The 26254-nt window shown below is 59.0% G+C and carries 23 protein-coding genes; 12 read left to right on the top strand and 11 right to left on the bottom strand.

Translation table 11 applies throughout. From position 1 onward, the window contains the following. Positions 1-16 precede the first annotated feature (16 nt). The 4 genes from ACIP1X_RS07615 to ACIP1X_RS07600 all read left to right on the top strand — a co-directional run bounded on the left by ACIP1X_RS07615 (position 17) and on the right by ACIP1X_RS07600 (position 4386). Positions 17-889, top strand: a complete 873-nt coding sequence (locus tag ACIP1X_RS07615; RefSeq protein WP_053116798.1) for an ABC transporter ATP-binding protein — start codon at positions 17-19, stop codon at positions 887-889. Next, entirely contained in the window at positions 886-1602 is a 717-nt protein-coding gene (locus ACIP1X_RS07610; protein ID WP_053116799.1) for an ABC transporter ATP-binding protein, read from the top strand. The genes ACIP1X_RS07615 and ACIP1X_RS07610 overlap by 4 nt, the downstream gene beginning before the upstream one ends. 938 nt (positions 1603-2540) lie before the next feature. Then, positions 2541-3305, top strand: coding sequence for an SDR family oxidoreductase (locus ACIP1X_RS07605; RefSeq protein WP_008087168.1), 765 nt, complete (start codon positions 2541-2543; stop codon positions 3303-3305). A 175-nt stretch (positions 3306-3480) separates the two neighbouring features. Then, positions 3481-4386, top strand: a complete 906-nt coding sequence (locus ACIP1X_RS07600; RefSeq protein WP_053116812.1) for a cation diffusion facilitator family transporter — start codon at positions 3481-3483, stop codon at positions 4384-4386. A gap of 255 nt (positions 4387-4641) precedes the next feature. Here ACIP1X_RS07600 and ACIP1X_RS07595 read toward each other — a convergent pair whose 3' ends face one another. The 7 genes from ACIP1X_RS07595 to ACIP1X_RS07565 form a co-directional block, all read right to left on the bottom strand. Then, entirely contained in the window at positions 4642-5775 is a 1134-nt protein-coding gene (locus tag ACIP1X_RS07595; protein ID WP_400750787.1) for an AGE family epimerase/isomerase, read from the bottom strand. 183 nt (positions 5776-5958) lie between these two features. Then, positions 5959-6531, bottom strand: coding sequence for a HupE/UreJ family protein (locus ACIP1X_RS07590; protein ID WP_400750785.1), 573 nt, complete (start codon positions 6529-6531; stop codon positions 5959-5961). A 27-nt stretch (positions 6532-6558) separates the two neighbouring features. Next, on the bottom strand, positions 6559-7173 hold the full coding sequence (ureG, locus tag ACIP1X_RS07585) for an urease accessory protein UreG (protein WP_053116815.1): 615 nt from the start codon (positions 7171-7173) through the stop codon (positions 6559-6561). An 11-nt stretch (positions 7174-7184) separates the two neighbouring features. Next, positions 7185-7859 (bottom strand): urease accessory protein UreF, encoded by a 675-nt coding sequence (locus ACIP1X_RS07580; RefSeq protein WP_400750783.1) that lies wholly within the window; start codon positions 7857-7859, stop codon positions 7185-7187. Continuing rightward, positions 7856-8356 (bottom strand): urease accessory protein UreE, encoded by a 501-nt coding sequence (gene ureE / locus ACIP1X_RS07575; protein WP_053116817.1) that lies wholly within the window; start codon positions 8354-8356, stop codon positions 7856-7858. Before ureE ends, ACIP1X_RS07580 begins: the two co-directional genes overlap by 4 nt. A 301-nt stretch (positions 8357-8657) precedes the next feature. Further along, on the bottom strand, positions 8658-9290 hold the full coding sequence (locus ACIP1X_RS07570; protein ID WP_053116818.1) for a TetR family transcriptional regulator: 633 nt from the start codon (positions 9288-9290) through the stop codon (positions 8658-8660). A gap of 169 nt (positions 9291-9459) precedes the next feature. Beyond that, positions 9460-9876, bottom strand: coding sequence for a hypothetical protein (locus ACIP1X_RS07565; protein ID WP_053116819.1), 417 nt, complete (start codon positions 9874-9876; stop codon positions 9460-9462). A gap of 385 nt (positions 9877-10261) precedes the next feature. Here ACIP1X_RS07565 and ACIP1X_RS07560 point away from each other — a divergent pair, with 385 nt between their 5' ends. Further along, complete coding sequence (locus ACIP1X_RS07560; RefSeq protein WP_400750779.1) at positions 10262-12337, top strand: AsmA family protein; 2076 nt, start codon at positions 10262-10264, stop codon at positions 12335-12337. Between the two features lie 717 nt (positions 12338-13054). On the opposite strand, the gene ACIP1X_RS07555 is transcribed toward ACIP1X_RS07560, so the two are convergent. Beyond that, entirely contained in the window at positions 13055-13588 is a 534-nt protein-coding gene (locus ACIP1X_RS07555; protein ID WP_134175811.1) for a bacterioferritin, read from the bottom strand. 90 nt (positions 13589-13678) lie between these two features. After that, positions 13679-14608 (bottom strand): LysR substrate-binding domain-containing protein, encoded by a 930-nt coding sequence (locus ACIP1X_RS07550; protein ID WP_172680067.1) that lies wholly within the window; start codon positions 14606-14608, stop codon positions 13679-13681. A 109-nt stretch (positions 14609-14717) separates the two neighbouring features. Here ACIP1X_RS07550 and ACIP1X_RS07545 point away from each other — a divergent pair, with 109 nt between their 5' ends. The 3 genes from ACIP1X_RS07545 (at position 14718) to ACIP1X_RS07535 (ending at position 16632) form a co-directional block, all read left to right on the top strand. After that, a complete protein-coding gene (locus ACIP1X_RS07545; RefSeq protein ID WP_212549836.1) occupies positions 14718-15356 on the top strand; it encodes an FMN-dependent NADH-azoreductase in 639 nt (212 codons plus the stop codon). After that, positions 15357-15662 (top strand): DMT family transporter, encoded by a 306-nt coding sequence (locus tag ACIP1X_RS07540; RefSeq protein WP_400750776.1) that lies wholly within the window; start codon positions 15357-15359, stop codon positions 15660-15662. Positions 15663-15753: 91 nt separating this feature from the next. Next, positions 15754-16632, top strand: coding sequence for an alpha/beta fold hydrolase (locus tag ACIP1X_RS07535; RefSeq protein WP_400750773.1), 879 nt, complete (start codon positions 15754-15756; stop codon positions 16630-16632). Positions 16633-16747: 115 nt separating this feature from the next. On the opposite strand, the gene ACIP1X_RS07530 is transcribed toward ACIP1X_RS07535, so the two are convergent. Then, complete coding sequence (locus ACIP1X_RS07530) at positions 16748-17635, bottom strand: DMT family transporter (protein WP_400750771.1); 888 nt, start codon at positions 17633-17635, stop codon at positions 16748-16750. A gap of 96 nt (positions 17636-17731) precedes the next feature. Here ACIP1X_RS07530 and ACIP1X_RS07525 point away from each other — a divergent pair, with 96 nt between their 5' ends. The 4 genes from ACIP1X_RS07525 to ACIP1X_RS07510 all read left to right on the top strand — a co-directional run bounded on the left by ACIP1X_RS07525 (position 17732) and on the right by ACIP1X_RS07510 (position 24602). Then, positions 17732-18514, top strand: coding sequence for an AraC family transcriptional regulator (locus ACIP1X_RS07525; protein WP_400750768.1), 783 nt, complete (start codon positions 17732-17734; stop codon positions 18512-18514). 108 nt (positions 18515-18622) lie between these two features. Further along, positions 18623-23023 carry a dermonecrotic toxin domain-containing protein gene (locus ACIP1X_RS07520; protein ID WP_400750766.1) on the top strand — a complete coding sequence of 1467 codons (4401 nt, stop codon included), beginning with the start codon at positions 18623-18625 and terminating at the stop codon, positions 23021-23023. 90 nt (positions 23024-23113) lie between these two features. Beyond that, a complete protein-coding gene (locus ACIP1X_RS07515) occupies positions 23114-23419 on the top strand; it encodes a PsiF family protein (protein WP_400750763.1) in 306 nt (101 codons plus the stop codon). A 169-nt stretch (positions 23420-23588) separates the two neighbouring features. Next, positions 23589-24602, top strand: coding sequence for an AI-2E family transporter (locus tag ACIP1X_RS07510; protein WP_053116830.1), 1014 nt, complete (start codon positions 23589-23591; stop codon positions 24600-24602). Between the two features lie 123 nt (positions 24603-24725). On the opposite strand, the gene ACIP1X_RS07505 is transcribed toward ACIP1X_RS07510, so the two are convergent. Further along, positions 24726-26000 carry an Hsp70 family protein gene (locus tag ACIP1X_RS07505; RefSeq protein ID WP_400750760.1) on the bottom strand — a complete coding sequence of 425 codons (1275 nt, stop codon included), beginning with the start codon at positions 25998-26000 and terminating at the stop codon, positions 24726-24728. Positions 26001-26254: the final 254 nt, after the last annotated feature.

The raw sequence follows: 26254 nt of genomic DNA, 5'->3' as shown, positions 1-26254 counted from the left end.
ATGAGAGGACTGCGCCATGAGTGAAGTCGTACTCTCTGTTGAAAAACTGATGATGCATTTCGGTGGCATCAAGGCCTTGAGCGATGTCAGCCTGAAGGTCAAACGCAACTCGATCTTCGCCTTGATCGGCCCTAACGGCGCTGGCAAAACCACGGTGTTCAACTGCCTGACCGGTTTCTACAAAGCCTCCGGCGGCAAGATCGAGCTCAACGTGCGCGGCCAGCAGACCAACGTCATCCAGTTGTTGGGCGAGTCGTTCAAAGCGTCGGATTTCGTTTCGCCGAAATCCTTCCTCAGTCGCATGTACTACAAGATGTTCGGTGGCACGCACCTGGTGAACCGTGCGGGGCTGGCGCGGACATTCCAGAACATTCGTCTGTTCAAGGAAATGTCGGTGCTGGAAAACCTGCTGGTGGCCCAACACATGTGGGTCAACCGCAACATGCTCGCCGGCATTCTCAACACCAAGGGCTACCGCAAGGCTGAAAGCGACGCGCTGGACGTTGCCTTCTACTGGCTGGAAGTGGTCGATCTGGTGGACTGCGCCAACCGTCTCGCCGGTGAACTTTCCTACGGTCAGCAACGCCGTCTGGAGATTGCCCGCGCGATGTGCACGCGGCCGCAGATCATCTGCCTCGACGAACCGGCTGCCGGCCTCAACCCACAGGAAACCGAAGCGCTGAGCGCGATGATCCGGCTGCTGCGCGACGAGCACGATCTGACCGTGGTGCTGATCGAACACGACATGGGCATGGTAATGAGCATTTCTGACCACATCGTGGTGCTGGATCACGGCATCGTCATCGCCGAAGGCGGGCCTGAAGCGATTCGAAATGATCCGAAAGTAATTGCCGCTTATCTCGGCGCCGACGAAGAGGAACTGGTATGACGCAACCGATCCTCGAACTCAAAAACCTCGACGTGTTCTACGGACCGATCCAGGCGCTCAAAGGTGTTTCGCTGCAGATCAACGAGGGGGAAACCGTCAGCCTGATCGGCTCTAACGGGGCCGGTAAATCGACGCTGCTGATGTCGATTTTCGGCCAGCCAAGGGCAGCTGGCGGGCAGATCATTTATCAAGGCGTCGACATCACCCAGAAGTCCTCGCACTACATCGCTTCCAATGGCATCGCGCAGTCGCCGGAAGGTCGGCGGGTGTTCCCTGACATGACCGTCGAGGAAAACCTGTTGATGGGCACCATCCCGATTGGCGACAAGTACGCTAAAGAGGACATGCAGCGCATGTTCGCGCTGTTCCCGCGACTGGAAGAGCGGCGGACGCAGCGGGCGATGACCATGTCCGGTGGTGAGCAACAGATGCTCGCGATTGCCCGGGCGTTGATGAGCCGGCCGAAGTTGTTGCTGCTCGATGAACCGAGCCTGGGCCTCGCGCCGATTGTGGTGAAGCAGATTTTCGCGACCCTGCGGGAATTGGCGAAAACCGGGATGACGATTTTCCTGGTCGAGCAGAACGCCAACCATGCGCTGAAGCTGTCGGATCGGGCGTATGTGATGGTTAACGGCGAGATTCGCCTGACCGGTACCGGCAAAGAGTTGCTGGTGAATGAGGAGGTGCGTAACGCCTATCTGGGCGGGCACTGATTCTTCGCACGTTATGCACAGCCCCGGCGACGCAAGTCCCGGGGCTTTTTTTATCTCAAATCCAACACAAATCACCTGTGGGAGCGGGCTTGCTCGCGAATGCGTTGTGTCATTCAACACGGGGTTTTCTGACTCGCCCCCTTCGCGAGCAAGCCCGCTCCCACAGTTAATCTGTGGCAGATTTCAGAATTGTGGAAAACAAATCCGGCAAGCTACCAAAGCGCGACATAAAGACGCTGCAAATGGCTGTTTTTCCACAGTTTTGACTTGTCCCCGTTTGCTGTGGAGCTGGCTGTGAATAACGTGGGTGTATCTGGCTGCAGGCCTTGTAATCCGTGGCTTGCAAAGGTGTGGTTGTTTTTTGATCAGACGCTTTTGCCTGAGCGAGAGGCGCCAATGTCAACCTTTTTATAAGGCTGATATCGCAGTCGATATGCAGTGCGCCTGCCTGTGGATAAGTCTGTGATTAAACTCTGGAAAGACCTCGCTAAGCACCGTAATTGCTGGCCTCGCGCAATCACTGTGTCGACCGCTTGGTCGTGCAAAATGCCATGTCCCGCACATCTGCCGCTTCAGGGTCAAGCAAAAAACTTTCTATTTCCCCCGCAAAGCCTTGTACGGCGCGGCTTTGCGCGTTTCCACTTGTCTCCGGAAACTGTGGAAGGGACTGTGGATAACATGCGCGCACATGGCTACAGGCCACGCCCTGTATGGCGTTCCTACGGTTGATCGTTTTTTGAGCTGAATCCGTCCGTGTAGGAGCTGCCGAAGGCTGCGATCTTTTGATTCTGGTTTTTAAGATCAAAAGATCGCAGCCTCGTTGCACTCGTCAGCTCCTACACATGGGTGGGTGTTGCCCGTGAGTGCAGGGCCGGGCATGCTGCTGGCTGATTTTCTATTCCAAGGGCTGCCTCGGTGGCCGAAGCAAGGAGAACACGATGTCCAACACCCTGTTTATCACCGGCGCAACGTCCGGTTTTGGTGAAGCCTGCGCCCGCCGTTTTGCCGAGGCTGGCTGGAAACTGGTGCTGACCGGTCGTCGTGAAGAACGCCTTAATGCACTGTGCGCAGAATTGTCGAAGCAGACCGAAGTGCACGGTCTGGTGCTCGACGTGCGTGATCGCAAGGCGATGGAGGAGGCGATTGCCAATCTGCCGCCGTCGTTCGCCAAGCTGCGTGGCCTGATCAACAACGCCGGTCTGGCGCTGGGCGTTGATCCTGCGCCGAAGTGCGATCTGGACGATTGGGACACCATGGTCGACACCAACGTCAAAGGCCTGATGTACGCCACGCGTTTGCTGCTGCCGCGTCTGATCGCCCATGGCCGTGGCGCCGGCATCGTCAACCTCGGTTCGATTGCTGGTAACTACCCGTACCCGGGCAGCCATATCTACGGCGCGACCAAGGCGTTCGTTAAGCAGTTTTCGTTGAACCTGCGTTGCGACTTGCAGGGCACCGGCGTGCGCGTCAGCAACATCGAGCCGGGTCTGTGCGAGAGCGAGTTCTCGCTGGTGCGTTTTGCCGGCGATCAGGAGCGTTACAACGCGACCTACGCCGGTGCCGAGCCGATCCAGCCGCAGGACATCGCCGAGACGATTTTCTGGGTGATGAATGCGCCGGCGCACATCAACATCAACAGCCTGGAGTTGATGCCGGTGAGCCAGACCTGGGCTGGCTTTGCGATTGAGCGGAACAAGGCCTGACACCGCGTCATCGTTCTTCGCGAGCAGGCTCGCTCCCACTTTGAAATGCATTCCAATGTGGGAGCGAGCCTGCTCGCGAAGGGGCCGTCACAGGCAATAAATCCCGATAAGGTAAACTCCCCTCGCAACAACCCAACCGCACCCCGCGGTTTTCAAGGTTTTTCGAGGAGTCAAAGTGAGTAACCGAGGTGAGCAGTCGCTGCTCAAACAATCGACCATTCTGATGTTCGCCGTGGCGATCGCCGGGATCGTCACCGGTTTTGTTTCTGGTTCGCAATCCATCCTTTTTGATGGTTTTTTCTCACTGATCGCCACCTTCATCAAAGTCCTGATGCTGATCACTGCCAAGTTGATCGCCAAGGAAAGCAATCACCGCTTCCAGTTCGGTTTCTGGCATCTGGAGCCGATGGTGCTGCTGATCGAAGGCAGTTTCCTGCTGTTGATCGCGATCTATGCGTTTCTCAACGGTGTGTTTGGCATCATCAACGGTGGTCGCGAGATCGAGTTGGGGCTGGTGATCATTTACGCCGCGGTGTTTACCGTGGTCGAGTTCGCCTACTTCTTCTACGTCCGTCACCGCAATCGCAAGCTCAAATCGACCCTGATCCAATTCGACAACATCAGCTGGCTGGTGGACGCGATGCTGTCCGTAGGCCTGTTGATCAGTTTCCTCGCGGCGCTGCTGCTCAAGTCCCAGGGTTATGGGCAGTGGGCGGTGTATGTCGACCCGCTGATCCTGATCGTGCTGGCGCTGACCATGTTGCCGCCGGCGTTCAAGATTCTTGGGCCGGCGTTACGCGATGTATTGGGGATAGCGCCGGACACGCTGGATGATCAGGTGCGTCAGGTGATGGAAGAGGCGAAGGCTGAGCATGGTTTCGACGATTACGTGTCGTACGTGCAGAAGCACGGACGGGCGCGGTTTATCGAGATTCATGTGGTGTTGCCGGCGGACTATGCGCTGAGCCATGTCGGGCAGCTGGACGCGTTGCGCGAGGAAATTTCGGCGAAGCTGGGCAAGCCGGATGCGGCGCGGTGGCTGACTATCAGCTTTACTGGCGACAAGAAGTGGATTGCCTGATGTAACCCTGATTGCTGTTGAGAACAGATTTGTGGTGCAGGGGATTTAGGTAGAGAAGGGATTTACTGTAGAGAAGGGATTTATTGTGGCTAGGGGATTTATTGTGGCGAGGGGATTTATTGTGGCGAGGGGATTTATCCCCGTTGGGGCGCGAAGCGGCCCTGAAAAGAGCGGGGCCGCTGCGCAGCCCAACGGGGATAAATCCCCTCGCCACAGTAGATCTCCTCAGCACACTGGATCTCATTTGCCATGAGATCAGCGCAAATATTCAGCCAGGCCGCTATAGCAAGTCGCAAGGTGATACGGCGTGGTCGAAGGCATGTCCTTGCGACTCACCTCACCCAACTCATCCCGGCATTCATGCCAGCCATCTGCATGCAGAAACCGCTGCTGCAACGCCTGCAACTGACGCAACACTACCGCCTCGCTGCCCTGACGCAACGTCAGCGCGCGCAAATATTCCGCCTGCGCCCAGATTCGTTGAGTCGAATCCTTCGGCTGGCCATCCTGTCGCAGATCGAGCATCGCTCGCACCGCGCCTGACGGCTGTTCCACGCCGTGAAGTTCAGTAAACGCAAACGCCCGATCCAGCGCCGCATGCAGCTTCGAGCCGCGCAGCAACGGCGAAGACTCGAGCAGGAAATACCATTCGAACTGATGCCCCGGCTCGTACCAGTTATCCACAGCCCCCAGCGGTTTCTCCATTAACACGCCATGTTGCGGATCGACGAAGCGCTTGTGCATGGCTGTGCATAACTCCAGCAACGCGGTCTGGGTCTGGGCATCTTCGCGAGCGGCGAGCGTGGCGAGGAAGGCTTCGGCCAAGTGCATCAACGGGTTTTGCAGCGGGCCGGTTTCCAGGGTGATCCAGTCGCGATTCAGGCACGCCTCGTACAAGCCATCACCGGTGGCAAAGCGCCGACCAATGATTTCCAGCGCCGCATTCAGCGTCGACTCGACCAGCGGATCGCCGGACTTGCCCCAGTAATGCGCGCAGGCAAAAAGGATGAAGGCGTGGGTGTAGAGATCCTTGCGCTGATCCAGCGGTTTGCCCTGCGCATCGATGCTGTAGAACCAGCCGCCGTGGTCGGCGTCGTGGAAGTGCCGTTGCAACGAGCGGAACAGCGCCGCCGCGCGAACGTCAGCGTTATCCACAACCCCGATCAGACTGGAAAACAGATACAACTGCCGCGCGCACGCCATCGCGCGATAGCGTTGCGGTGGCAAGGGTTGATGCGCGGCATCCAGCGCCTCGTACGGCAGCGCCATGTCGGCGTTCCAGCCCGGGCCTTGCCAGAGGGGCACGATCACGTTGACGAAGTGCTGTTGCACAGCGCCGAACAGGGCGGTCAATTCAGGCAGGGAGGTGGAGCGGGAAGCGTGGGGCATGGGCGGGCGTCGTCACGGGCTGGGGCGATTGCGCGACATGGTAGCAGAGAGCACTGCTTGAGCGAGACGGTGTCTGTCAGGCCGCCTTCGCGAGCAAGCCCGCTCCCACAGGTTTTGTGTACGGCACAAATCCAATGTGGGAGCGGGCTTGCTCGCGAAGAGGCCAGCGCAGGCGCTAAAAAATCAGCCTGCCAACAACCAGGCCCCAGTCACCGCCGAAGCCGCGCCTGCAACGCGCACCAACGGTGCAGCAGCTTGAGGCAGAAAACGCACCACGGCATAACCCGCCGCATGCAACACCGCCGTAGCTGCCACAAAACCCGCCGCATACGCCCAAGGACTACTCATATCCGGCAATTCCAAGCCATGCGCGACACCATGGAACAACGCAAACACCGCTGTCGCCAGCACCGCCATCACCAGCGGCGGACGCACCGCCAATGCCACCGCCAGACCCAGCGCCAATACCGACGCGGCAATGCCGCTTTCCAGCGCCGGCAGTTCCAGCCCTTCAAACCCGAGCAGGCCACCCATCAGCATGGTGCCGACAAACGTGCACGGCAGCGCCCAACGCGCCGCGCCTTGTTGCTGCGCGGCCCACAAACCGACGGCAACCATTGCCAACAAATGGTCGAGGCCACCAATCGGGTGGCTGATACCGGCGATCAAACCACTGTCGCCGTGCCCCGGGTGGGCGAAGGCCAGGGCCGGGGTCAGCAGCAGTGCCACGGCGCCGAGAATGCGTTTAAGTGTCATGAATAAGCTTCCTTGTTGATAAATAAATCAGGCTGCGGTCAGCAGGCCCTGGCGTTCGATGAAGGCGATGATGGCTTCCAGACCCTGACCGGTTTTCTGGTTGCTGAAGACGAACGGCTTGCCGTTGCGCATGCGTTTGGTGTCGCTGTCCATCATCTCCAGCGAGGCGCCCACCAGCGGCGCCAGGTCGATTTTGTTGATCACCAGCAGATCCGATTTGCAGATCCCCGGCCCGCCCTTGCGCGGCAGCTTGTCGCCGGCCGAGACGTCGATCACGTAAATGGTCAGGTCGGATAGTTCCGGGCTGAACGTCGCCGACAGGTTATCGCCGCCCGACTCGACGAGAATCAGATCGAGCCCCGGAAAACGCCGGTTCAGTTGATCTACCGCTTCAAGGTTGATCGAGGCGTCTTCGCGGATTGCCGTGTGCGGGCAGCCGCCGGTTTCCACGCCGATGATCCGCTCCGGCGCGAGGGCTTCATTGCGCACGAGGAAATCGGCATCTTCGCGGGTGTAGATATCGTTGGTGACCACGGCGAGGTTGTAGCGCTCGCGCAGGGCCAGACACAGGGCCAGGGTCAACGCGGTTTTGCCGGAACCGACCGGGCCGCCGATGCCGACGCGCAGAGGTTGTGTGTTCATGAATGTTTCTCCTAGGAGCGAAAGAGGCGGCTGTACTGGCGCTCGTGGGCCATGCACGCCAAGGACAGGCCGAACGCGGCGCTGCCGATGTGTTCGGGATTGATTCGGGTCGCGTCCTGCTGTGCCTGTTGCAGTAACGGCAGCAATTCGCTGGTCAGGCGCTGGGCGGCTTGCTGGCCCAGCGGCAGGGTTTTCATCAGCACGGCGAGCTGGTTTTCCAGCCAACTCCACAGCCACGCGGCGAGGGCGTCTTGCGGGGCGATGCCCCAGGCGCGTGCAGCCAGCGCCCAGCACAAGGCCAGATGCGGTTCCGCGCATTGTTCGAGAAATTCGCGAGCAGGCGCGTCGAGCTCCGGCAAACCGTTGAGCAATTGCTGCAACGAGTAGCCCATCTGCCGGCTCTCCAGATGCAACTCGCGAGTCTCGCGGCTGGCACGATGGCTTTCGCAGAGGATCAGCAACTCGCTCCAGTTTTCATCCGCCGCCGCTTGGCAATGCGCAAGCAACAACGGCGCCTCAAAGCGCGACAGGTTCAACAGCAACTGATCGCTGATCCAGCGGCGGGCGTCGTCCGGGTTTTTCACCCGTTCGTTATCCACAGCCATCTCCAGACCTTGCGAATAGCTGTAACCGCCAATCGGCAACTGCGGACTGGCCAGGCGCAGCAGCGCCCAGGCCGGATTCACAGGCGTACGCCGAACTGATGGAGTTTCGGTGCGTAGTTGAAGTCTTCGTCGCCGTGTCGTGAATGGTGGTGGCCGCCGCCATAAGCACCATGTTCCGGCTGGAACGGTGCTTCGATGGCTGAAACCTGCGCGCCCAATTGTTCAAGCATGGCTTTGAGTACGTAATCGTCGAGCAGACGCAGCCAGCCGTCACCGACCTGCAGGGCGACATGGCGGTTACCGAGGTGATAAGCGGCGCGGGTCAGTTCGAAGGCGTTGGCGCAGGTGACGTGCAGCAACTGCTCGGGGCGGGCGCAGACGCGGACGATGCGGCCGTCTTCAGCCTGTAGGCATTCGCCGTCATACAGCGGCGGTTGGCCACGCTCCAAAAACAACCCGACGTCTTCACCTTCAGCACTGAAACAGCGCAGACGGCTTTTGCTCCGCGCTTCGAAGGTCAGGTGCAACTCGGCGGCCCAGACGGGTTGAGGGTCGATTCTGCGGTGAATCACCAGCATCGGGAAACTTCCAGCTATGGACAATGGTTGCTCTAGAGCAAGGGGCTTGCCAATCGGACGAGATGTAGGAAATCCCTGTCGGAGCGTAGTGGATGTTTCAAGATGTTGCGGGGATTTGGAAGGTTTTGGTGCATGAAGGTTTTTACATGCACCAAATAGAGGCCGTGACGCATGACCCTTGTGGGAGCGGGCTTGTTCGCGAAGGCGGTGGGTCAGCAATATAGATGTTGGCTGATACGACGCTTTCGCGAGCAAGCCCGCTCCCACAGGGGGAATTTGGTGTGTCAGTGATAGAGGGGAGTTATTCGGTACTGCCCAGGCCCTGCCAATGCTTCAGGCCGATAAAGATAAAACGCAGCTGCTGAGTGATCTTCGCCTGTGGCGTCAGATGCTCCGGCAGTGCTTCAGCGGGCGGGTCGATGATGTCGGGGAGGGTGGCGAACACCGATTTGACGATCAGATCAGCCATCACACTCAGGCCATCGGCATCGAGATGCTGGAGCTTGGGCATCATCGTCAGATCCGATGCAAGGTCGGAGCTGATGTTTTCGCGCAACCGACCAATGGCTTGCCGCACCGGCAGCGAACCGCCGTACTGCTCGCGGGCGAGAAACAAAAATTGCGAGCGATTAGCGCTGACCACATCGAGAAAGATCCGCACCGAGGCATCGATAATGCCGCCCATGACGAATTCGTTGTGGCGCACCAGGCGGATGGTTTCGCGGAAGGTCTGACCGACTTCGCTGACCAGCACCAAACCCAGTTCGTCCATATCGGCAAAATGCCGGTAGAAACCGGTGGGCACGATCCCGGCGGTTTTGGTCACTTCGCGCAGGCTCAGGCTGCCGAATCCTCGGCCGCTTTCCATCAGGTGGCGGGCAGCGTCCATCAGGGCGTTGCGGGTCTGTTGCTTCTGTTCGGCGCGGGGCAGCATCGCAGGGTGTGTTCTTCGGCGGGACAAGCGCCGCACTCTAGCAAATCGGCTTTATCGGCGTCGAACGGCAGGACGGTGCAGCGGGGATTTTTGCGGGATGTTTTACCGGGGCCTGAAAAGTCAAAAGCCCAATCCGTCGATTGGGCTTTTTTTCTGGGCCACCATGGGCTCAGCTCACAGCGCTGTTGCGTTCGATCACACGATCACCACCACCTTCGGCAACAGCCTGGCCTTGTGGGGTTTTGTCGTAGCCGTCTTCAACCAGGCCTTTTTCTTCGAGGCGGTTGCGACCGTTTTCGGCGACAGCCTGACCTTGAGGAGTTTTGTCGTAGCCATCTTCGACCAGACCTTTTTCTTCCAGGCGATCACGGCCGCCTTCTGCTACAGCTTGACCCTGTGGAGTTTTGTCGTAGCCGTCTTCAGCGAGGGTGCCTTTGGTGTGGTCGGAGCCGTCGGCAGCAACGGTCTGGCTGAACACCGAATAGCTGGTTTTTACTTGTGGCGTGGCTTGTTCGGCGGCAGGCAGCGCGAAAGCAGTGCTGGCCAGCATCGAGAGGGTAAGGCTAAGCAGTAATTGGCGTTTCATGATGGGTTGCTCCTTGGGAGGGCGATAAAGTGGGTACGAGGGCAATGCTACTCTCGATAAGTCGATATAAAAGTTCATAAACGCAATGGTAATAATCAACAGAATTGATTGTTCTGGCGGGAGGCTCTAGATCGGGCCTTTCAGAGCATCGGTTTTGCACCGAGGTGGGTATTTTCGACCCACTCGCGCCTCGCAAAAGTGCGGGTCGCGGTAACGCTGCTCGACTGTTCGGTCAGAATTCACCCGGGTTTTTCCGTCTTAATCGGCTTTTCGGTTAAACCTGCGGGCCTTTTGCCAGTCACAGTTTTCATAGGGGCCGCTTTGGCCCGCCGTTTCAGCCTTTCACCGTGTTTTGGGTGAGGGGTCGTGATCAGGAGTTTTGTGCATGACGCGCACTGGAAAAATCTTCAGTTGGATCTTCGCCACCCTCGTGCTGCTACTGGCCGTGCTGGTATTGATCATCGTGTTCTTCGACTGGAACCGGATCAAACCGCCGCTCAACGCCAAAGTCTCGGAAGAACTGCACCGACCGTTTGCCATCAATGGCAACCTCGCGGTGATCTGGCAGCGCGAGCCGGATGAAGGCGGCTGGCGCGCTTGGGTGCCGTGGCCGCATGTGGTTGCCGAGGATTTGAGCCTGGGCAATCCGGACTGGTCGAAGAAACCGCAGATGGTCACCCTCAAACGTGTCGAACTGCGCATCTCGCCACTGGCGCTGCTGGCGCAACGCGTGGTGATTCCGCGAATCGACCTCACCGAGCCCAACGCCGATCTGCAACGACTGGCGGATGGTCGCGCCAACTGGGTGTTCAAGTTTGATCCCAAGGATCCGAATGCTGAACCGTCGAGCTGGGTGGTCGACATCGGCGCCATCGGTTTCGACAAGGGCCACGTCACCCTCGATGACCAGACCCTGAAAACCAATCTCGATGTGCTGATCGATCCGCTGGGCAAGCCGATTCCGTACAGCGACATCGTTGGCGACAAAGCGGCGAAAACCGCGCAGGACAAGGGCGGCGCGCCGCAGGACTACGCGTTTGCGCTCAAGGTCAAAGGCCAATACCACGGCCAGAACCTTACTGGCCAGGGCAAGATCGGCGGATTGCTGGCCTTGCAGGACGCGAGCAAACCGTTTCCGCTGCAAGCCCAGGCGAAGATCGGCGACACCCGCATCGAACTGGCCGGCACCCTGACCGACCCGATGAATCTCGGCGCTCTTGACCTGCGCCTGAAGCTGGCCGGCGACAGCCTCGGCAATCTCTACCCATTGACCGGCGTCACTCTGCCCGACACACCACCGTATTCCACTGACGGTCATTTGATCGCCAAACTGCATGACGCTGCCGGCGCGAAATTCACCTACGAAAAATTCAACGGCAAGATCGGCAACAGCGACATCCACGGCGACCTGACTTACGCCGCTACCCAGCCGCGACCAAAACTCAGCGGTGCGCTGGTTTCCAATCAACTGCTATTCGCCGACCTTGCGCCGCTGATCGGCGCCGATTCGAATGACAAGCAAAAGGCCCGTGGCGGCGACAGCAAGCAACCGGCGGATAAAGTGCTGCCGGTCGAGGAGTTCAAGACCGATCGCTGGCGCGCGATGGATGCCGACGTTGAATTCACCGGCAAGCGCATCGTCCACAGCGAGAAGCTGCCGTTCAATGACCTCTATACGCATCTGGTGCTCAACGACGGCGAACTGAGCTTGCAGCCGCTGCGCTTCGGCGTCGCTGGCGGCAATCTCGATGCACAAATCCGTCTCAACGGCCGCACCGAACCGATGGAAGGCCAAGCCAAACTCACCGCGCGCCGCTTCAAGCTCAAAGAGTTGTTCCCGACCTTTGAACCGATGAAGACCAGTTTCGGCGAGCTGAATGGCGACGCCGATATCAGCGGCCGCGGCAACTCGGTGGCGAAGCTGCTGGGCGGTGCCAATGGCAAGTTGAAGATGCTGATCAATGACGGTGCGATCAGTCGTGAATTGATGGAGCTGGCCGGGCTTAACGTCGGTAACTACGTGGTCGGCAAAATCTTTGGCGACAAGGAAGTGAAGATCAACTGCGCGGCGGCGGATTTCGATATCAAGACCGGCCTGGCGACGACGCAGTTGTTTGTCTTCGATACAGAGAACGCGATCATTTATATCGATGGCACGGCGAACATGGCCACCGAGCAACTGGATCTGACGGTGACCCCGGAATCGAAGGGCTGGCGTTTGATTTCCCTGCGTTCGCCGCTGTACGTGCGCGGCAGGTTCATCAAGCCGGACGCCGGGGTTAAACCGGTGCCGTTGCTGTTGCGCGGTGCGGGGATGGTGGCGTTGGGCGTGATTGCGGCGCCGGCGGCGGGGTTGCTGGCGTTGGTGGCACCAAGTGGCGGCGAGCCGAATCAGTGCGCGCCGTTGTTGGAGCAGATGAAGGAAGGGAAAGCCCCGGTAACGGTTAAACCCACTAAATAAGGGCAAGATCAAAAGATCGCAGCCTTCGGCAGCTCCTACGCCGATCGTTCCCACGCTCTGCGTGGGAATGCCTCTACGGACGCTCCGCGTTCGGCATTAAAAAGGCACGCAGAGCGTGCCGGGCTGCGTTCCCACGCGGAGCGTGGGAACGATCAGTTATGTAGGAGCTGCCGAAGGCTGCGATCTTTGTGCTTCTGTTGCGGCCTCTTCGCGAGCAGGCTCGCTCCCACAATTGAAATGCATTCCAATGTGGGAGCGGGCTTGCTCGCGAAGGCGATCTATCAGGTTTAGAGGTCGTTCAGGATGTCGGCCGATGTCATCGGCGTGCTCTTCTTCCTGCGCGAGGATGTTTTCGAAGATTAGTCGGTTCTTTCTCGCCGATGTACTGAATGATCTCGACGCTGGGGTTAAGCCGGTGCCGTTGCTGTTGCTCGGCGCGGGGTTGCTGGCGTTGGTGGCGCCGAGTGGTGGCGAGCCGAATCAGTGTGCACCGTTGCTTGAGCTGATGAAGGAAGGGAAAGCCCCGGTGACCTTAAACCCACCAAATAATCGGGTAAAAGCAAAAGATCGCAGCCTTCGGCAGCTCCTACACCGATCGTTCCCACGCTCGGCGTGGGAATGCCTCTACGGACGCTCCGCGTTCGGCATTAAAAAGGCACGCAGAGCGTGCCGGGCTGCGTTCCCACGCGGAGCGTGGGAACGATCAGTTATCAGGGTTTAGAGGTCGTTCAGGATGTCGGCCATGTCATCGGCGTGCTCTTCTTCCTGCGCGAGGATGTCTTCGAAGATGCGCCGAGTGGTCGGGTCTTTCTCGCCGATGTACTGAATGATCTCGCGGTAGCTATCGATGGCAATCCGCTCAGCGACCAGATCCTCGTAAACCATCTCTTTCAGGGTGTTCCCGGCCACGTATTGCGCGTGGGACATTTTCGACAGCAGGTCGGGATTGAACTCAGGCTCGCCGCCCAATTGCACGATGCGCTCGGCCAGACGGTCGGCGTGCTGGGCTTCCTGGGTGGCGTGCTCAAGAAATTCTTCGGCGGCCACATGGGCTTTGACGCCGTTGGCCATGAAATAGTGGCGCTTGTAGCGCAACACGCAGACCAGTTCGGTGGCCAGCGATTCGTTGAGCAAGCGCAGCACTTCTTCACGGTCGGCGCTGTAGCCTTCAGTTACAGCACCGTTCTCGACGTGTTGGCGCGCACGTTCGCGCAGTGTTTGAACATCTGACAGATGCAGGTCGTCGCTCATTTCGATCTCCAGGAGGCTAATCCGATGGGCGCCACGTTCTGCGGCCGTGGTCGCTACCCAAGTTGTGAGTCATGAGCGAAGCAAAAAGTTTTATGCAATTTGCGCTGTCCTCGGCGTCAGCCCCGACAACGCCGCCTCCTCGCGCAACCACGCAAAAAATGCGCGCACCGGCGGATGCCGTTCGCGGCCCGGCACACACAACGCGCTATACCCGGCGCCATCCACCACAACGTCGGCTTTGTAAGGCACCAGCAGACCACTGGCGACACTTTCCGAGACCAGAATATTGCTCGCCAGCACCAGGCCTTGCCCGGCAATCGCCGCTTGCAGGGCGTAATGCTCTTCGTCGTACTCGCGGTTCGCCGGCGACTGTTTGAGCCAGTTTTCGCCAGCCTTTGCGCACCACGCTTGCCAGCCATGGGCGTAGAGCTTCGAGTTATGCCAATGCACGCTGATCAATGTTGGCGTGCGCCGCGCGGCCAGTGCCACTTGCTCCGGTGAGCCGTAGACGCCGAAGGATTCATCGAACAGGCACAAGCCATACAGGTTCGGATAGTCGTCGAGGCTGTAGCGCAGCACCAGATCGACGCTGGCGTCCTGATGCAAATCGATAACTTCGCAGTGGGTATCGAGGCGCACGTTGATGTTCGGATGCTGTGCATAAAAACGTCCGAGACGCGGCACCAGCCATAACGCCGCGAAGGCTGCGGTGGTCGACAGCGTCAGGCTGCTGACGCTGCGTTGCGGGCGCAGGGTGTCGACGCTCTGCGCCACTTCCAGCAGCGCGCCGTGCAGGCTGCGAAACAGGCGCTCGCCGCCCTCGGTCAGGCGTACCTGGCGCGGCAGGCGTTCGAACAGAGCAAGCCCGAGCCAGTCCTCCAGCGCACGAATCTGATGGGAAATCGCCGTCGGCGTCACCGACAACTCTTCGGCGGCCGCTTTAAAGCTCAACAAACGTGAAGCAGATTCGAAAGCGCGCAGGGCGGTCAGCGGCAGCGAGGCGAACATTGAAAACTCCACGGATGAAATCAATTCATCCCGACTGATTTTTGCTCATTTGTTTAGACGTAATGGCGAGCTTCAAGCTGCAAGCCACAAGCCGTTTGATTCTAGTCCGGAGAATGTACAGATGAGCAAGATTCTTGTGCTGCATGCCAGTCCACGTGGTGATCGTTCCACTTCGCGCCGTCTGGCGGAAAGTTTTCTCAGCGCCTGGCAGGTGCGCCATCCGCAGGCTCAAGTCACTCGCCGTGAAGTCGGGCGGGCATTGATTCCGGCAGTCAACGAAGCGTTCGTCGCCGCAGCGTTTTACCCCGAGCCCGACAACCGGCCTCTGTCGATGCAGGCCGATCTGGCGCTCAGCGATCAACTGGTCGGCGAATTGTTCGATCATGATCTGCTGCTGATTTCCACGCCGATGTACAACTTCAACGTACCCAGCGGGCTCAAGGCCTGGGTCGATCAGATCGTGCGGTTGGGCCTGACCTTCGATCACACGCTGGACAACGGCGTCGCCCAATACACGCCGCTGTTACAGGGCAAGAAAGCCTTGATCGTCACCAGTCGCGGCGGATTCGGCTTCGGCCCCGGTGGCGAACTGGAAGCGCTGAACCACGCCGATCCATGGCTGCGCACGGCGCTGGGTTTCATCGGCATCAACGATGTCAGCGTGGTCGCCGCCGAAGGTGAAGAATCCGCCGAACGCACCTTCGCGGTGTCGGTGGCCGAGGCCGAGCAGCGTTTGCTCGACCTTGCCCGGGAGTTCTAGGTGGCCTGGGTGTTCCTGCTGATCGCTGCCGGTTTTGAAGTCACCTTCGCCATGGGCATGAAGTACGCAGAAGGTTTCACCCGGCTGTGGCCGTCGCTGATCACGGTGATCGCGGCGATCGGCGGGATTTACTTTCTGACTTTGGCGATGCGCGATTTGCCGGTGAGTATTGCTTATCCGATCTGGACGGCCATCGGCTCGCTGGGCACGGTGTTCCTCGGTTTTGCCTTGCTCGGCGAGAGCCTGACGCTGGTCAAACTGCTGTCGGTGGGGCTGATTGTGGCGGGGGTGGTGGGCCTGAAGTAGGCTGGTCGATGAGTTGTCATCATCAGGGAGGATGCTTGGCGGGCGTTTTGCAGGCCTTGCATCCACTCACCGACCACAAGGATGTTTGCCCATGTCCACGCGTTATCCGCTGGTGCTGGTACCGGGCATGCTCGGGTTTGTACGTTTAGTGCTCTATCCGTATTGGTACGGAATCATCAAAGCCTTGCGCCGTGGTGGTGCGACGGTGTTCGCGGTTCAGGTGTCGCCGCTCAATTCGACTGAGGTACGGGGCGAGCAACTGCTCGCGCGTATCGACGAGATCTTGCGCGAGACCGGCGCGCAGAAGGTCAACCTGTTCGGCCACAGTCAGGGCTCGTTGACGGCGCGCTATGCCGCGGCGAAACGCCCGGATCTGGTGGCGTCGGTCACGTCGGTGGCGGGGCCCAATCATGGCTCGGAGCTGGCGGATTATCTGGAAAAACATTACCCGGCGGACAGCGCCAAGGGGCGTCTGCTTGAGGCGTTGTTGCGTTTTTTCGGGTGGCTGATGGCGGTGCTGGAGACCGGTTATCGCGGGCCGGGATTTCCGGTGGATGTCCATGCTTCGCACCATTCGCTGACCACGGCGGGCGTGGCGCTGTTCAACCAGCGTTATCCACAGGGCTTGCCGCAAACCTGGGGCGGGCATGGGCCGGAAGAGGTTAACGGCGTGCGTTATTACTCGTGGTCGGGGACGTTGCAGCCGGGCAAGACCGACCGCGGCGGCAATCTGTTTGACGGGACCAATCGCAGTTGTCGCTTGTTCGCGAAAACCTTTGTGCGCGAGCCGGGGCAGTGCGACGGGATGGTCGGGCGGTACAGCTCGCACCTTGGCACGGTGATTGGCGATGATTATCCGCTGGATCATTTCGACATTGTTAACCAGTCGCTGGGGCTGGTGGGCAAGGGCGCGGATCCGGTGCGGTTGTTTGTTGAGCACGCGGCACGCCTAAAAGCTGCCGGCCTTTAAATCGCTTTTGTGGCGAGGGGATTTATCCCCGATGGGCTGCGCAGCGGCCCCCGCTTTTTTGGGGCCGCTACGCGACCCATCGGGGATAAATCCCCTCGCCACAAAGGTATAGGCATCAGGCAATGCGGGGCTGGCGGCCCAGCACGGTGGTCCAACGCTCAGAAAGTATCACCCCACCCAACGTCAGCAACCCGCCCACCAAGTGATACATCGCCAACTGCTCCTTCAACACCACCGCCGCAATCAGCGCAGTAATCAGCGGCAGCAAATTAAAGAACAACGTCGTCCGGCTCGGCCCCAGGCGTTGCACCGCCTGCATCCACGCCAACGGCGCAACCATCGACGCGAGCAGGCACGCATACAACACCAGCGGAACGTTCTGCAGAGTCAAACCGGTTTTCGGCGACGCTGCATACAGCGGAAACAACACGACAATCGCCACCAGTACCTGCAAATACAGCAACACCAGCGGCGGTAAGCGCAGCTGCCATTTCTTCAGCAGCGTGCTGTAAATCGCGTAAGCCAGCGTCGCGATCAACATCATCGCATCGCCCATGTTCAGGCCGTGTTGCAGCAATGCGCCAAGGCTGCCCGACGACACCACCACCAGCACGCCAGCAAACGACAGCACCGCGCCGACCAGCGCACCGGCGGTCAGACGTTGACCGAGGCTGATGATTGCCATGGCCAGCGACATCAACGGCATCAGCGACAAAATGATGCCCATGTTGGTCGCGGTGGTCAGGGTCGCCGCGAAGTAAGCGAGGCTCTGATACACCGCCATGCCGAGTACGCCGAGGACGAAGATCTTGCCCAGATTCGGGCGAATCTGCGGCCAGTGCGCGATCACCGCTTTGAGCATGAATGGCGTGAACAACAACCCGGCGAGCAGCCAGCGATAGAAACCGATCTCGGCGGGGAAAATCGCCCCGACCGCCAGTTTGTTGATCACGGTATTGCCGGCCCAGATAAAAATCGCCAACAGCGGAAACGCGTATTGCATGAGTTGAAACCAGTACGTTGATGAGTCGCAATTATCCCTTGTCTGGATGCAGGCCTATACTTCGAACCGGACAACCTGCCTCTGAAACCGGACAGCATGAACAGTAAACACATCGATCTACTGGATTTCAGCGAGCTGCCATCGGCGGTGTACTTCCGTTATGCCGATTTCAACGCCCACGAATTCGCCGCGCCGCACCGCCATCCGTGGGGCACACTGGAATACGCGGCGCACGGCGTGCTGCACATGGACGTCGACGGCAGTCGCTTCATGTCGCCGCCGCAATACGCGGTGTGGGTGCCGCCGCAGGTCGAGCACAGTTTTTACAGCCATCAACCGGTCAACTATCGCGCGGTGTGTCTGGATCCCAAGGTCTGCGCCGATCTGCCCCGACGCGCCTGCACGCTGGCGATCAGCGACATTCTCAAAGCGATCCTCAAGGACTTCGCCGCGCGCGATGTGAAAATTCCTCAACTCGATGCCGATCAACGACTGGCGCAGGTGTTGGTTGATCAACTGCAACAGGCGCCGGTGCACGAGTGTTATCTGCCCTACGCGAGCAGTCCGGGTATGCTGGCGATCCTCGAAGCGTTGCAGGCCGAGCCTGGCAACAACCAGCCGCTGGCGCATTGGGCGGCGCAAGTGCATGTCAGTGAGCGCACGTTGGCGCGTCAGTTTGTACGGGAGTTGGGGATGAGTTTTGGCGAATGGCGTCAGCGTCTGCGTTATCTCGCGGCGATCGAGGCGTTGGAGACTTCACGCAGCGTGCAGGAAATTGCCTTTGATCTCGGCTACAGCAGTGGCTCAGCGTTTATTGCGATGTTTCAGCGTCAGGCCGGCTGTACACCGGAGTTTTATCGTCGGCATAAATTGTTCTAGTCAGAAAGTGAGCTTTCTTACAGCACTTTCCGAAACAGGCTTCACGAGATAACGATGTGCTCGGGGTAGGCTCCTGCAGATTCTTTCAAGGATCGAGCAGGAATTAAAATGAGTAAGTCTTCAAGGTCTATCAGTCACTCTGTGAATAATCATTTTGGCCAAAGTGTTCATCATGAGTTCATTCGTGAGGCCATTCCTGAATGGCTCATCCAGTCATCGGGGAAAAGAGTTGCCGAACTTAAACAGGGCGTCAATGTTGTACCGGCCTGGTTAAAAGAGGCATCGTTAGTTCAACACGCATCGCTTCAGCGGGCGATAGCCTCGGGCTGGCGTGCTCAGGCTGCCGTCGATCGGATGTTTACGCGGTTGCAGGACGTCTACGCCTTCGCACAACCGTTGCTGACCCAGGCGTTGAAAGTTCAATACGGTGTGTCGGTCGATGTTCGCGAAACTTATATACGGCTTTATTCACCGGCACACCTGTCTCCCTGGACATTTAATGTAACGGGCGGTATGAGCATTCGCACCGTTTCTCTACTGGATGCGGCCCTGCATAACTTTTCAATCGATGAAAGTTTTAGCGACGGCAGTGGATTTATCAGTAAACCGGATGAGCGTGGTCAGTTTGAAGTTCGTGACTTGAATGCAATGACGGTCGAACAGTTCACGACGTTATGTCGAACACTGGATCTAGGCGCACGCTACAAGGCCTGTCTTGAAGACTACTTGCGTCCTGCCGATGCCCTGGCGCGCGGAGTCTTGCAAACACGGGTTATCGACAGCCAGAAACAGGCGCTCAAAGTGGCTGCTCACCTGGCGTTGATGAAAAAGGACGTTTCTGCTGACGGCTACTTGCACGTTCTGCATTTGTGCGACGGCAAACGTGGCCTGAAGCTCGATGGTTTGCCGGTTCGTTACTATCACCTGACGATGCTTGATGTTCGCCTGACCGGCATTGTGCTGATGATGCCGGATCCGGATGCCCCCGTTTCCGGCGTGCGGCGGGTGATCGCCTATGTGCCGCACGATGCACAACATCCCCTCAAGGAATACTCGTCATCGCAGGCTTTTTTCGTCGAGTTGACGCGACAGTTACAGGGGGATGCGGTACTGGCACCCTCCGCGCCAAACCCGTATCAAGTGTTTTTCAGCCAGTTTGTCGCGCATGAACAGCGCGGGCGGTTTTTTGCCCAACTCCAGGCACAACTGTTTCCGATTCAGTATCACGGGCCTTCGCCGCAACCCGGGCAACCGTCCTGGCGCGAAACGCCAACAGCAAACCCGCGCCTGCGCTTTGGCGCCATTGCCTTCGGCGAGCAGACGGGCGAGCACTTCAACGCCGATGTGTGGGGTTATCTGTTCCGCCAGCAAGTGAACAAGATGCTCAATGACGGCCGTACGCTGGCCGTTACGACTGCCGATGCCGACAGCGCCGCGCGCTGGGCGTGGGTCGAAGACCTTGAGCAGGTGTTTGCTGACATCCTCAATGTCGCGCTATTGGTGGTGACACCGTTTGTGCCGTTTCTCGGCGAAATGATGTTGAGCTACATGGTTTACCAGCTGGTCAGCAAAATTGTGGAGGGCGTGATCGACCTGGCCGACGGTGACTATGTGCAAGCGGCGCAACATCTCATCGGCGCGACTGAGTCGATCATTGAGGCAGGACTGTTTGCGGTCGGCGGCAGTTTTGCCAAAGAGGTTATTCAACCCAGGTTGTCTTCATTCCTGGAGAACACCCGACCGGTCACGCTGGCCGATGGCAGTCAGCGGCTGTGGGGGCAGAATCTCGACGTCTATCTGCAGCGCAATTTGCTGCTGGCGGCTGATGCCAGGCCGGAGGCTGACGGGTTGCATGTGCATCAGGGCAAATCGATCCTGCGTCTGGGCTCGCGTCACTTCGAGGTGCGCAAAGATGCACCGCGCGGCAACCATCGGCTGCAGCATCCGAGTCGTTCCAACGCCTATCAACCGGTGGTCAACACCAATGGCGCGGGGGCCTTTGTGATTGAGGGCGAGCAACCGCACACCTGGGATATCGACACATTGATGCGCCGGCTCGGGCCGTCGGTTGACGGTCTGGACGAAAGTTTCGCGGACATCCGCACCGTCAGCCAGGTAGAACCCGACGCCTTGCGGCGCATGTACAGCGGCAATGAGCGGCCTATTCCCTTGCTCAGCGATACCGTGACTCGCGTGCGAATCGACCGTGATATCAAGACCTTCATCGAGCAACTCTCGAGCGTCAGCCCCAAGCAATTTCTGCAGGCCGATCCCGCCTGGCAGTTTCAACTGCTCGATGGGCTATGGCCAGGCGAAGCCGTTGAACTGGTCGGCCCCCGCGGCGAAACGCTGGGTTATCTCGGTTCAGCCAATTCGCGGCCCTTACGCTTATCGCTGGAGGGTTTATTCGGCGGTGATTGGCTAAAAAGCCTGGTGACACAATTGGACGATGCGCAAACCCGCACCCTGCTGGGCGATCCGGCCAATGCACCGGTAGCCTCGCCCGAGGCTAGTACCCGACGGTTGCGTGCCGAGCTGGCGCGTTTGGCCCGTCAGCGGCAATCGAGTCTGTTCGAACGCCGCTACAGCAGGGAGGCCAGAACCATCTCGGCAGCGGCGCGAGTCATTCTGGACAGATTGGTCGATTTGCCAGGCCCTGTAGCGCAAGAACTGGTCTCGCTGGCCACGTCTTCGGAGCTTGAGATACTGGCGCTTGGAAAGGTTCCCGAGCGCTTGCTGAATCTCGGGCGCTGGGCTCAGCAAGATGTGCGAATCAGTCGGGCTTATGAAGGGCTTTTTCTGGACTCGGTCGAGAGTGCTGACAGCCACGCGCTGATCCTGCATTCGTTGGCGAATCTGCCGGGCTGGAACGCCGAAGTGAGCATTGATGTTCGTCTGTACCAGTACGGCGGTCGACGGCTGGATCACATCGGCGCCGATACCGCTGCGATTCAGCGCTCGATTGTCATCGACGACAACGGCAGGTTCCAGGCGCATGACGATTCGGGTCAGGCGTTGCACCCCTCCGGCGATTTCTACACGGCGATTTTGCAGGCGCTGCCGGATGCCGAGCGCAACCGTCTGGGCATCCACATCGGCGAAGGGTCGAGGTTGAAATCCGCGTTGCGTGAGCATCTCCTCAAACCTCATCGACTGCTCAAGGTTCTGAGCGATTTGCCCATTCTGCCGGTGCAGAGCTTCGATCCTTCGGTCATGCGCCTGCGCGGGGGCGGGGTGACCGAGGCCGATGAAGCCGTCTCGTTGCAGACGATCGCCGAAGAGTTTCCTGACTTTGTTACCTTGGCGTTTCACCCCAGCGTTGCCGAATATGAGCGGTACAACTATCTGCGCGGTTTGAAATTTATCGATGACAATCTGCCACTTGATTGCTGGAACGATCTTTGGGAGGCGATTGCGCACGCCAATCTTCAGGATGACGCCGCCAACCGGCGGGTGGTGGGCAGTATCGAAGTGCTACCGGATCTGAAGAAACTGCTGCCGGCGGATGCCTTTCAGCAACTCCTCGGGCGTCTGTTCACCGCCGATGGACTGGAGCCGCTGACAGCGTCCGAGCGCAATCTGGGCAACCATGCGCGCGATCTGCTGCAGACCGGGCGCGACCCGGACTATCGGGTTCTCGTGCGCGCGGTTCAGGCAAACCCGGAATACGTCGTCGAACCATCGGTGGAACTGCTTCACTACAGTGAAGTGCTCTTTCCGGGCCTCACCGTCGGTGTCACTTCGACCGAAGTCACGCCTCACGTAATGGCTAATCTGCAATTGGCGCAGCGGGCCATCTACCGAGCCAAGGAGTTGTTGCCATTGTCAGGCAATCAACTGCCGAGCATCTGGGAAAAAGGTGGTTCGGCGATTGCGAAAATCAAGGGTCTCAGGGAGCTTGATCTTCAAACGGGGCAGTTTGTAGCCCGTTTGACCCATGCGCAAACCGCGAAAAAAGCCATCGAAATCATGGGCGGAAACTGCTCGGAAAATTCCAAAGTGACGTTTTCTTTTCTCGCCAGCCAGCCTCGGGCGTCGCGCATCCATATCGTCAAAGCCACAGCCTTCGATCATCAATACGTGGTGATCGGTGATGACCTGAGCAACCTTGCCGACCTGGTGGTTGCGGACTCTTGGCCCGAGTTCCCCGTCGCGCACACGGCCGACAGGGGCTACTTCCAATTCGAGCTGCCGGCGCTGGAGACACTTGAAGCGGGCCCCGGCGTTGCCGAATACGCCTTCATCAACGACGTTCCAGCGGGCCCGGCAACGCTGCCACCGGTTTCGCGAGAGAACACCATCAGGCAAATCAAGATCAACAAGCTTCACCAACGAGGTGCCTACGCTCAATTCGTCTCACTGCTGGCGCCGGGGACGATGTACCACGTTGCGGGTGAGGTGCCGGTGTCCTTCGAGCGCCTGCCGGAATCTGTAGTGAATCGCAGACTCGAGGCCAACAGGGAATATATTCACGCGTTCGAGAGCTTGAGGACCGAAAGCACCGAATAAGCCGGAAACGGCTGGAGGAAGGTGTAACAAGATTTGGCTACACTCCTGCAGAGGCCGCACCCATCGGTGCGGCGACAAGGAGAAAACTCCATGAAGATGTTGCGTGTCCCTTTGTTGATGATTGGTTTGCTCCTGTGTTCCCAGGGTTTCGCCGCTACCGCGCAGCAAAACAAAATGACCACCTGCAATGCCGATGCGACCGCCAAGAGTCTGAAAGGCGATGAGCGCAAAACCTTCATGAGCACCTGCCTCAAGGCAACGCCAGCGGCCAATGACGGCAAGACGCTGACCCCGCAGCAGCAAAAGATGACCACCTGCAACGCCGATGCGAAAACCAAAGCGCTGACCGGCGATGCGCGCAAGGCGTTCATGAGTGATTGCCTGAAGAAAAAATAAGAGCAAAAGATCGCAGCCTGCGGCAGCTCCTACATGAGACCGCGATCCTGTAGGAGCTGCCGCAGGCTGCGATCTTTTCGGCGCGACGAGGCGCCCGGGCCTGTGCTCGCTTCGGCGCCGGAACGCTGGCAGACTGCCCATCCTTTTACGCCGTTCGTTTTGAGGCTGTATGCCAACGTTTTCTGAGCGTCATGTAGTGTTCTGGGTCAGTTGCATCATCATTTTCGGCGGTTTGCTGCTGGTGCTGCCGCTGCGCTTGTTGCCGAGCCTGCTCGCCGGCTTGTTGGTGTTCGAGCTGGTCAACATGCTCACCCCGCAACTGCAACGGCTGATCGAAGGCCGCCGTGCACGTTGGCTGGCGGTGGCGTTGCTGGGGACGTTGGTGGTCAGTGTGCTGGCGCTGCTCTTTGCCGGCGCGATCAGTTTCCTGTTGCACGAAGCGGAAAACCCGGGCGCCTCGCTCGATAAATTCATGGGCGTGGTGGATCGTGCGCGCGGGCAACTGCCGCCGTTCATCGACGCTTATCTGCCCGCCAGCGCCGGTGAATTCCGCGTGGCGATTGGCGAATGGATGAGCAAGCATCTCTCCGAGCTGCAACTGGTCGGCAAGGATGCAGCGCACATGTTCGTGACGCTGCTGATCGGCATGGTGCTCGGCGCGATCATCGCCCTGCAGCGCGTGCCGGACGTCACCAAACGCAAACCGCTGGCGGCGGCGCTGTTCGACCGTCTGCACCTGCTGGTTCAAGCGTTTCGCAATATCGTTTTCGCGCAGATCAAAATTGCCTTGCTCAACACCTTCTTCACCGGGATCTTCCTCGCGGTGATCCTGCCGATGTTCGGCGTGAAGCTGCCGTTGACCAAAACCCTGATCGTGCTGACCTTCTTGCTTGGTCTGCTGCCGGTGATCGGCAATCTGATATCCAACACGCTGATCACCATCGTCGGCCTGTCGCTGTCGATCTGGGTGGCAGTGGCGGCGTTGGGTTATCTGATCGTTATCCACAAACTCGAATATTTCCTGAATGCGCGCATTGTCGGCGGGCAGATCAGTGCCAAGTCGTGGGAGTTGTTGCTGGCAATGCTGGTGTTCGAGGCCGCGTTCGGCCTGCCGGGGGTGGTGGCAGGGCCGATTTATTACGCGTATTTGAAGTCTGAGTTGAAACTGGGCGGGATGGTGTAACCACCCCGTGATCGTTCCCACGCTCTGCGTGGGAATGCATCCCGTGACGCTCCGCGTCACAGCCTCAACAGCGGACGCAGAGCGTCCATGGCGGCATTCCCACGCGGAGCGTGGGAACGATCATCAGGCCATCGAACCGTAACGTTTCATCGCTTCAATCGCCAAACCACTACCAATGCTGCCGAAGATATTCCCTTCAACATGCCGCGCATTCGGCAGCATTGCCGAGACGCTGTTGCGCAGCGCCGGAATCCCGCTCGAACCACCAGTGAAGAACACCGTGTCGACCTGATCGACCGCCACTCCGGCATCGTTCAACAGCTGCGTAACACTGCCGCGTACCCGCTCCAGCAGCGCATCGATCGCCGATTCAAACAGCGCGCGGCTCAATTCCACGCTCAACCCGGCCTCGATCCGATCCAGCGGCACATGGCGGCTGTCGGTGTGGGTTAGCTGGATTTTGGTTTCCTCGACTTCCATCGCCAACCAGTGGCCGGCGCGCTGTTCGATCAACTTGAACAGACGGTCGATACCGCCGGTGTCTTCGATGTCGTATCGCATGCTGCCCAGCGCCAGGCTGGATTTCTGCGAATACACCGAGTTGATGGTGTGCCAGGTCGCCAGGTTCATGTGGTGGCTGGTCGGCATGTAGGCGCCGCTCTTCATGCGGCTGCCGTAGCCGAACAGCGGCATCAGGCCTTGCAGGCTCAGCTGTTTGTCGAAGTCGGTACCGCCGATGTGCACGCCGCCGGTGGCGAGGATGTCATCGTGACGGTTGTCGACACCGCGACGCTCGGGCGACAGGCGCACCAGCGAGAAGTCAGAGGTACCACCGCCGATGTCGACGATCAGCACCAGCTCTTCTTTTTCGATGGTCGACTCGTAGTCGAAGGCCGCAGCGATTGGTTCGTACTGGAACGACACTTCCTTGAAGCCGATCTTTTTGGCTACGTCGACCAAAGTGTCTTCAGCTTCCTGGTCAGCCAGCGGATCGTCATCGACGAAGAACACCGGACGACCCAGCACCACTTGCTCGAATTCCCGACCAGCGGCAGTTTCGGCGCGGCTCTTCAACTGACCGATAAACAGGCCGAGCAAGTCCTTGAACGGCATCGCGGTGCCGAGAACGCTGGTGTCGTGCTTGATCAGCTTGGAACCGAGCAGGCTTTTCAACGAGCGCATCAGTCGGCCTTCATAGCCTTCCAGGTACTCGTGCAGCGCCAGACGACCGTAAACCGGGCGGCGTTCCTCGATGTTGAAGAAGACCACCGACGGCAGGGTGATCTTGTCGTCTTCCAGCGCGATCATCGTTTCCATGCCGGGGCGCAGCCAGCCGACGGTGGAGTTGGACGTGCCGAAGTCGATGCCGCAGGCACGGGCTGGAGAGGCGTCTTTCATGTCTTTCGGTTCCGGTCAAAAAAACGGCCGCGCAGTGTATGTCAGTGCGCGCCAGAATCGAAGGCCGGTCATCTGCTATTTCGCGACTAAACTGCCTTGAAACCTCAAGCTTCGCCCCAAACTTGCTGGCATGGGCCGGCAGAACCACCGGCGGTCACAAGAACCGCCGTCTACTGCCGATAAACTTCTGCTGCGCCACCCGGTCACAACTTTGAGATCGGTCAACCTGGCACGCGCGAATCGGCGCATGCTTG

The sequence above is a fragment of the Pseudomonas sp. NPDC088885 genome (assembly GCF_044750025.1).
GTDB classification, from domain to species: domain Bacteria; phylum Pseudomonadota; class Gammaproteobacteria; order Pseudomonadales; family Pseudomonadaceae; genus Aquipseudomonas; species Aquipseudomonas rustica.
The sequence above is the reverse complement of the archived record's forward strand: the minus strand, read 5'-3'. Positions and strand labels throughout refer to the sequence as shown.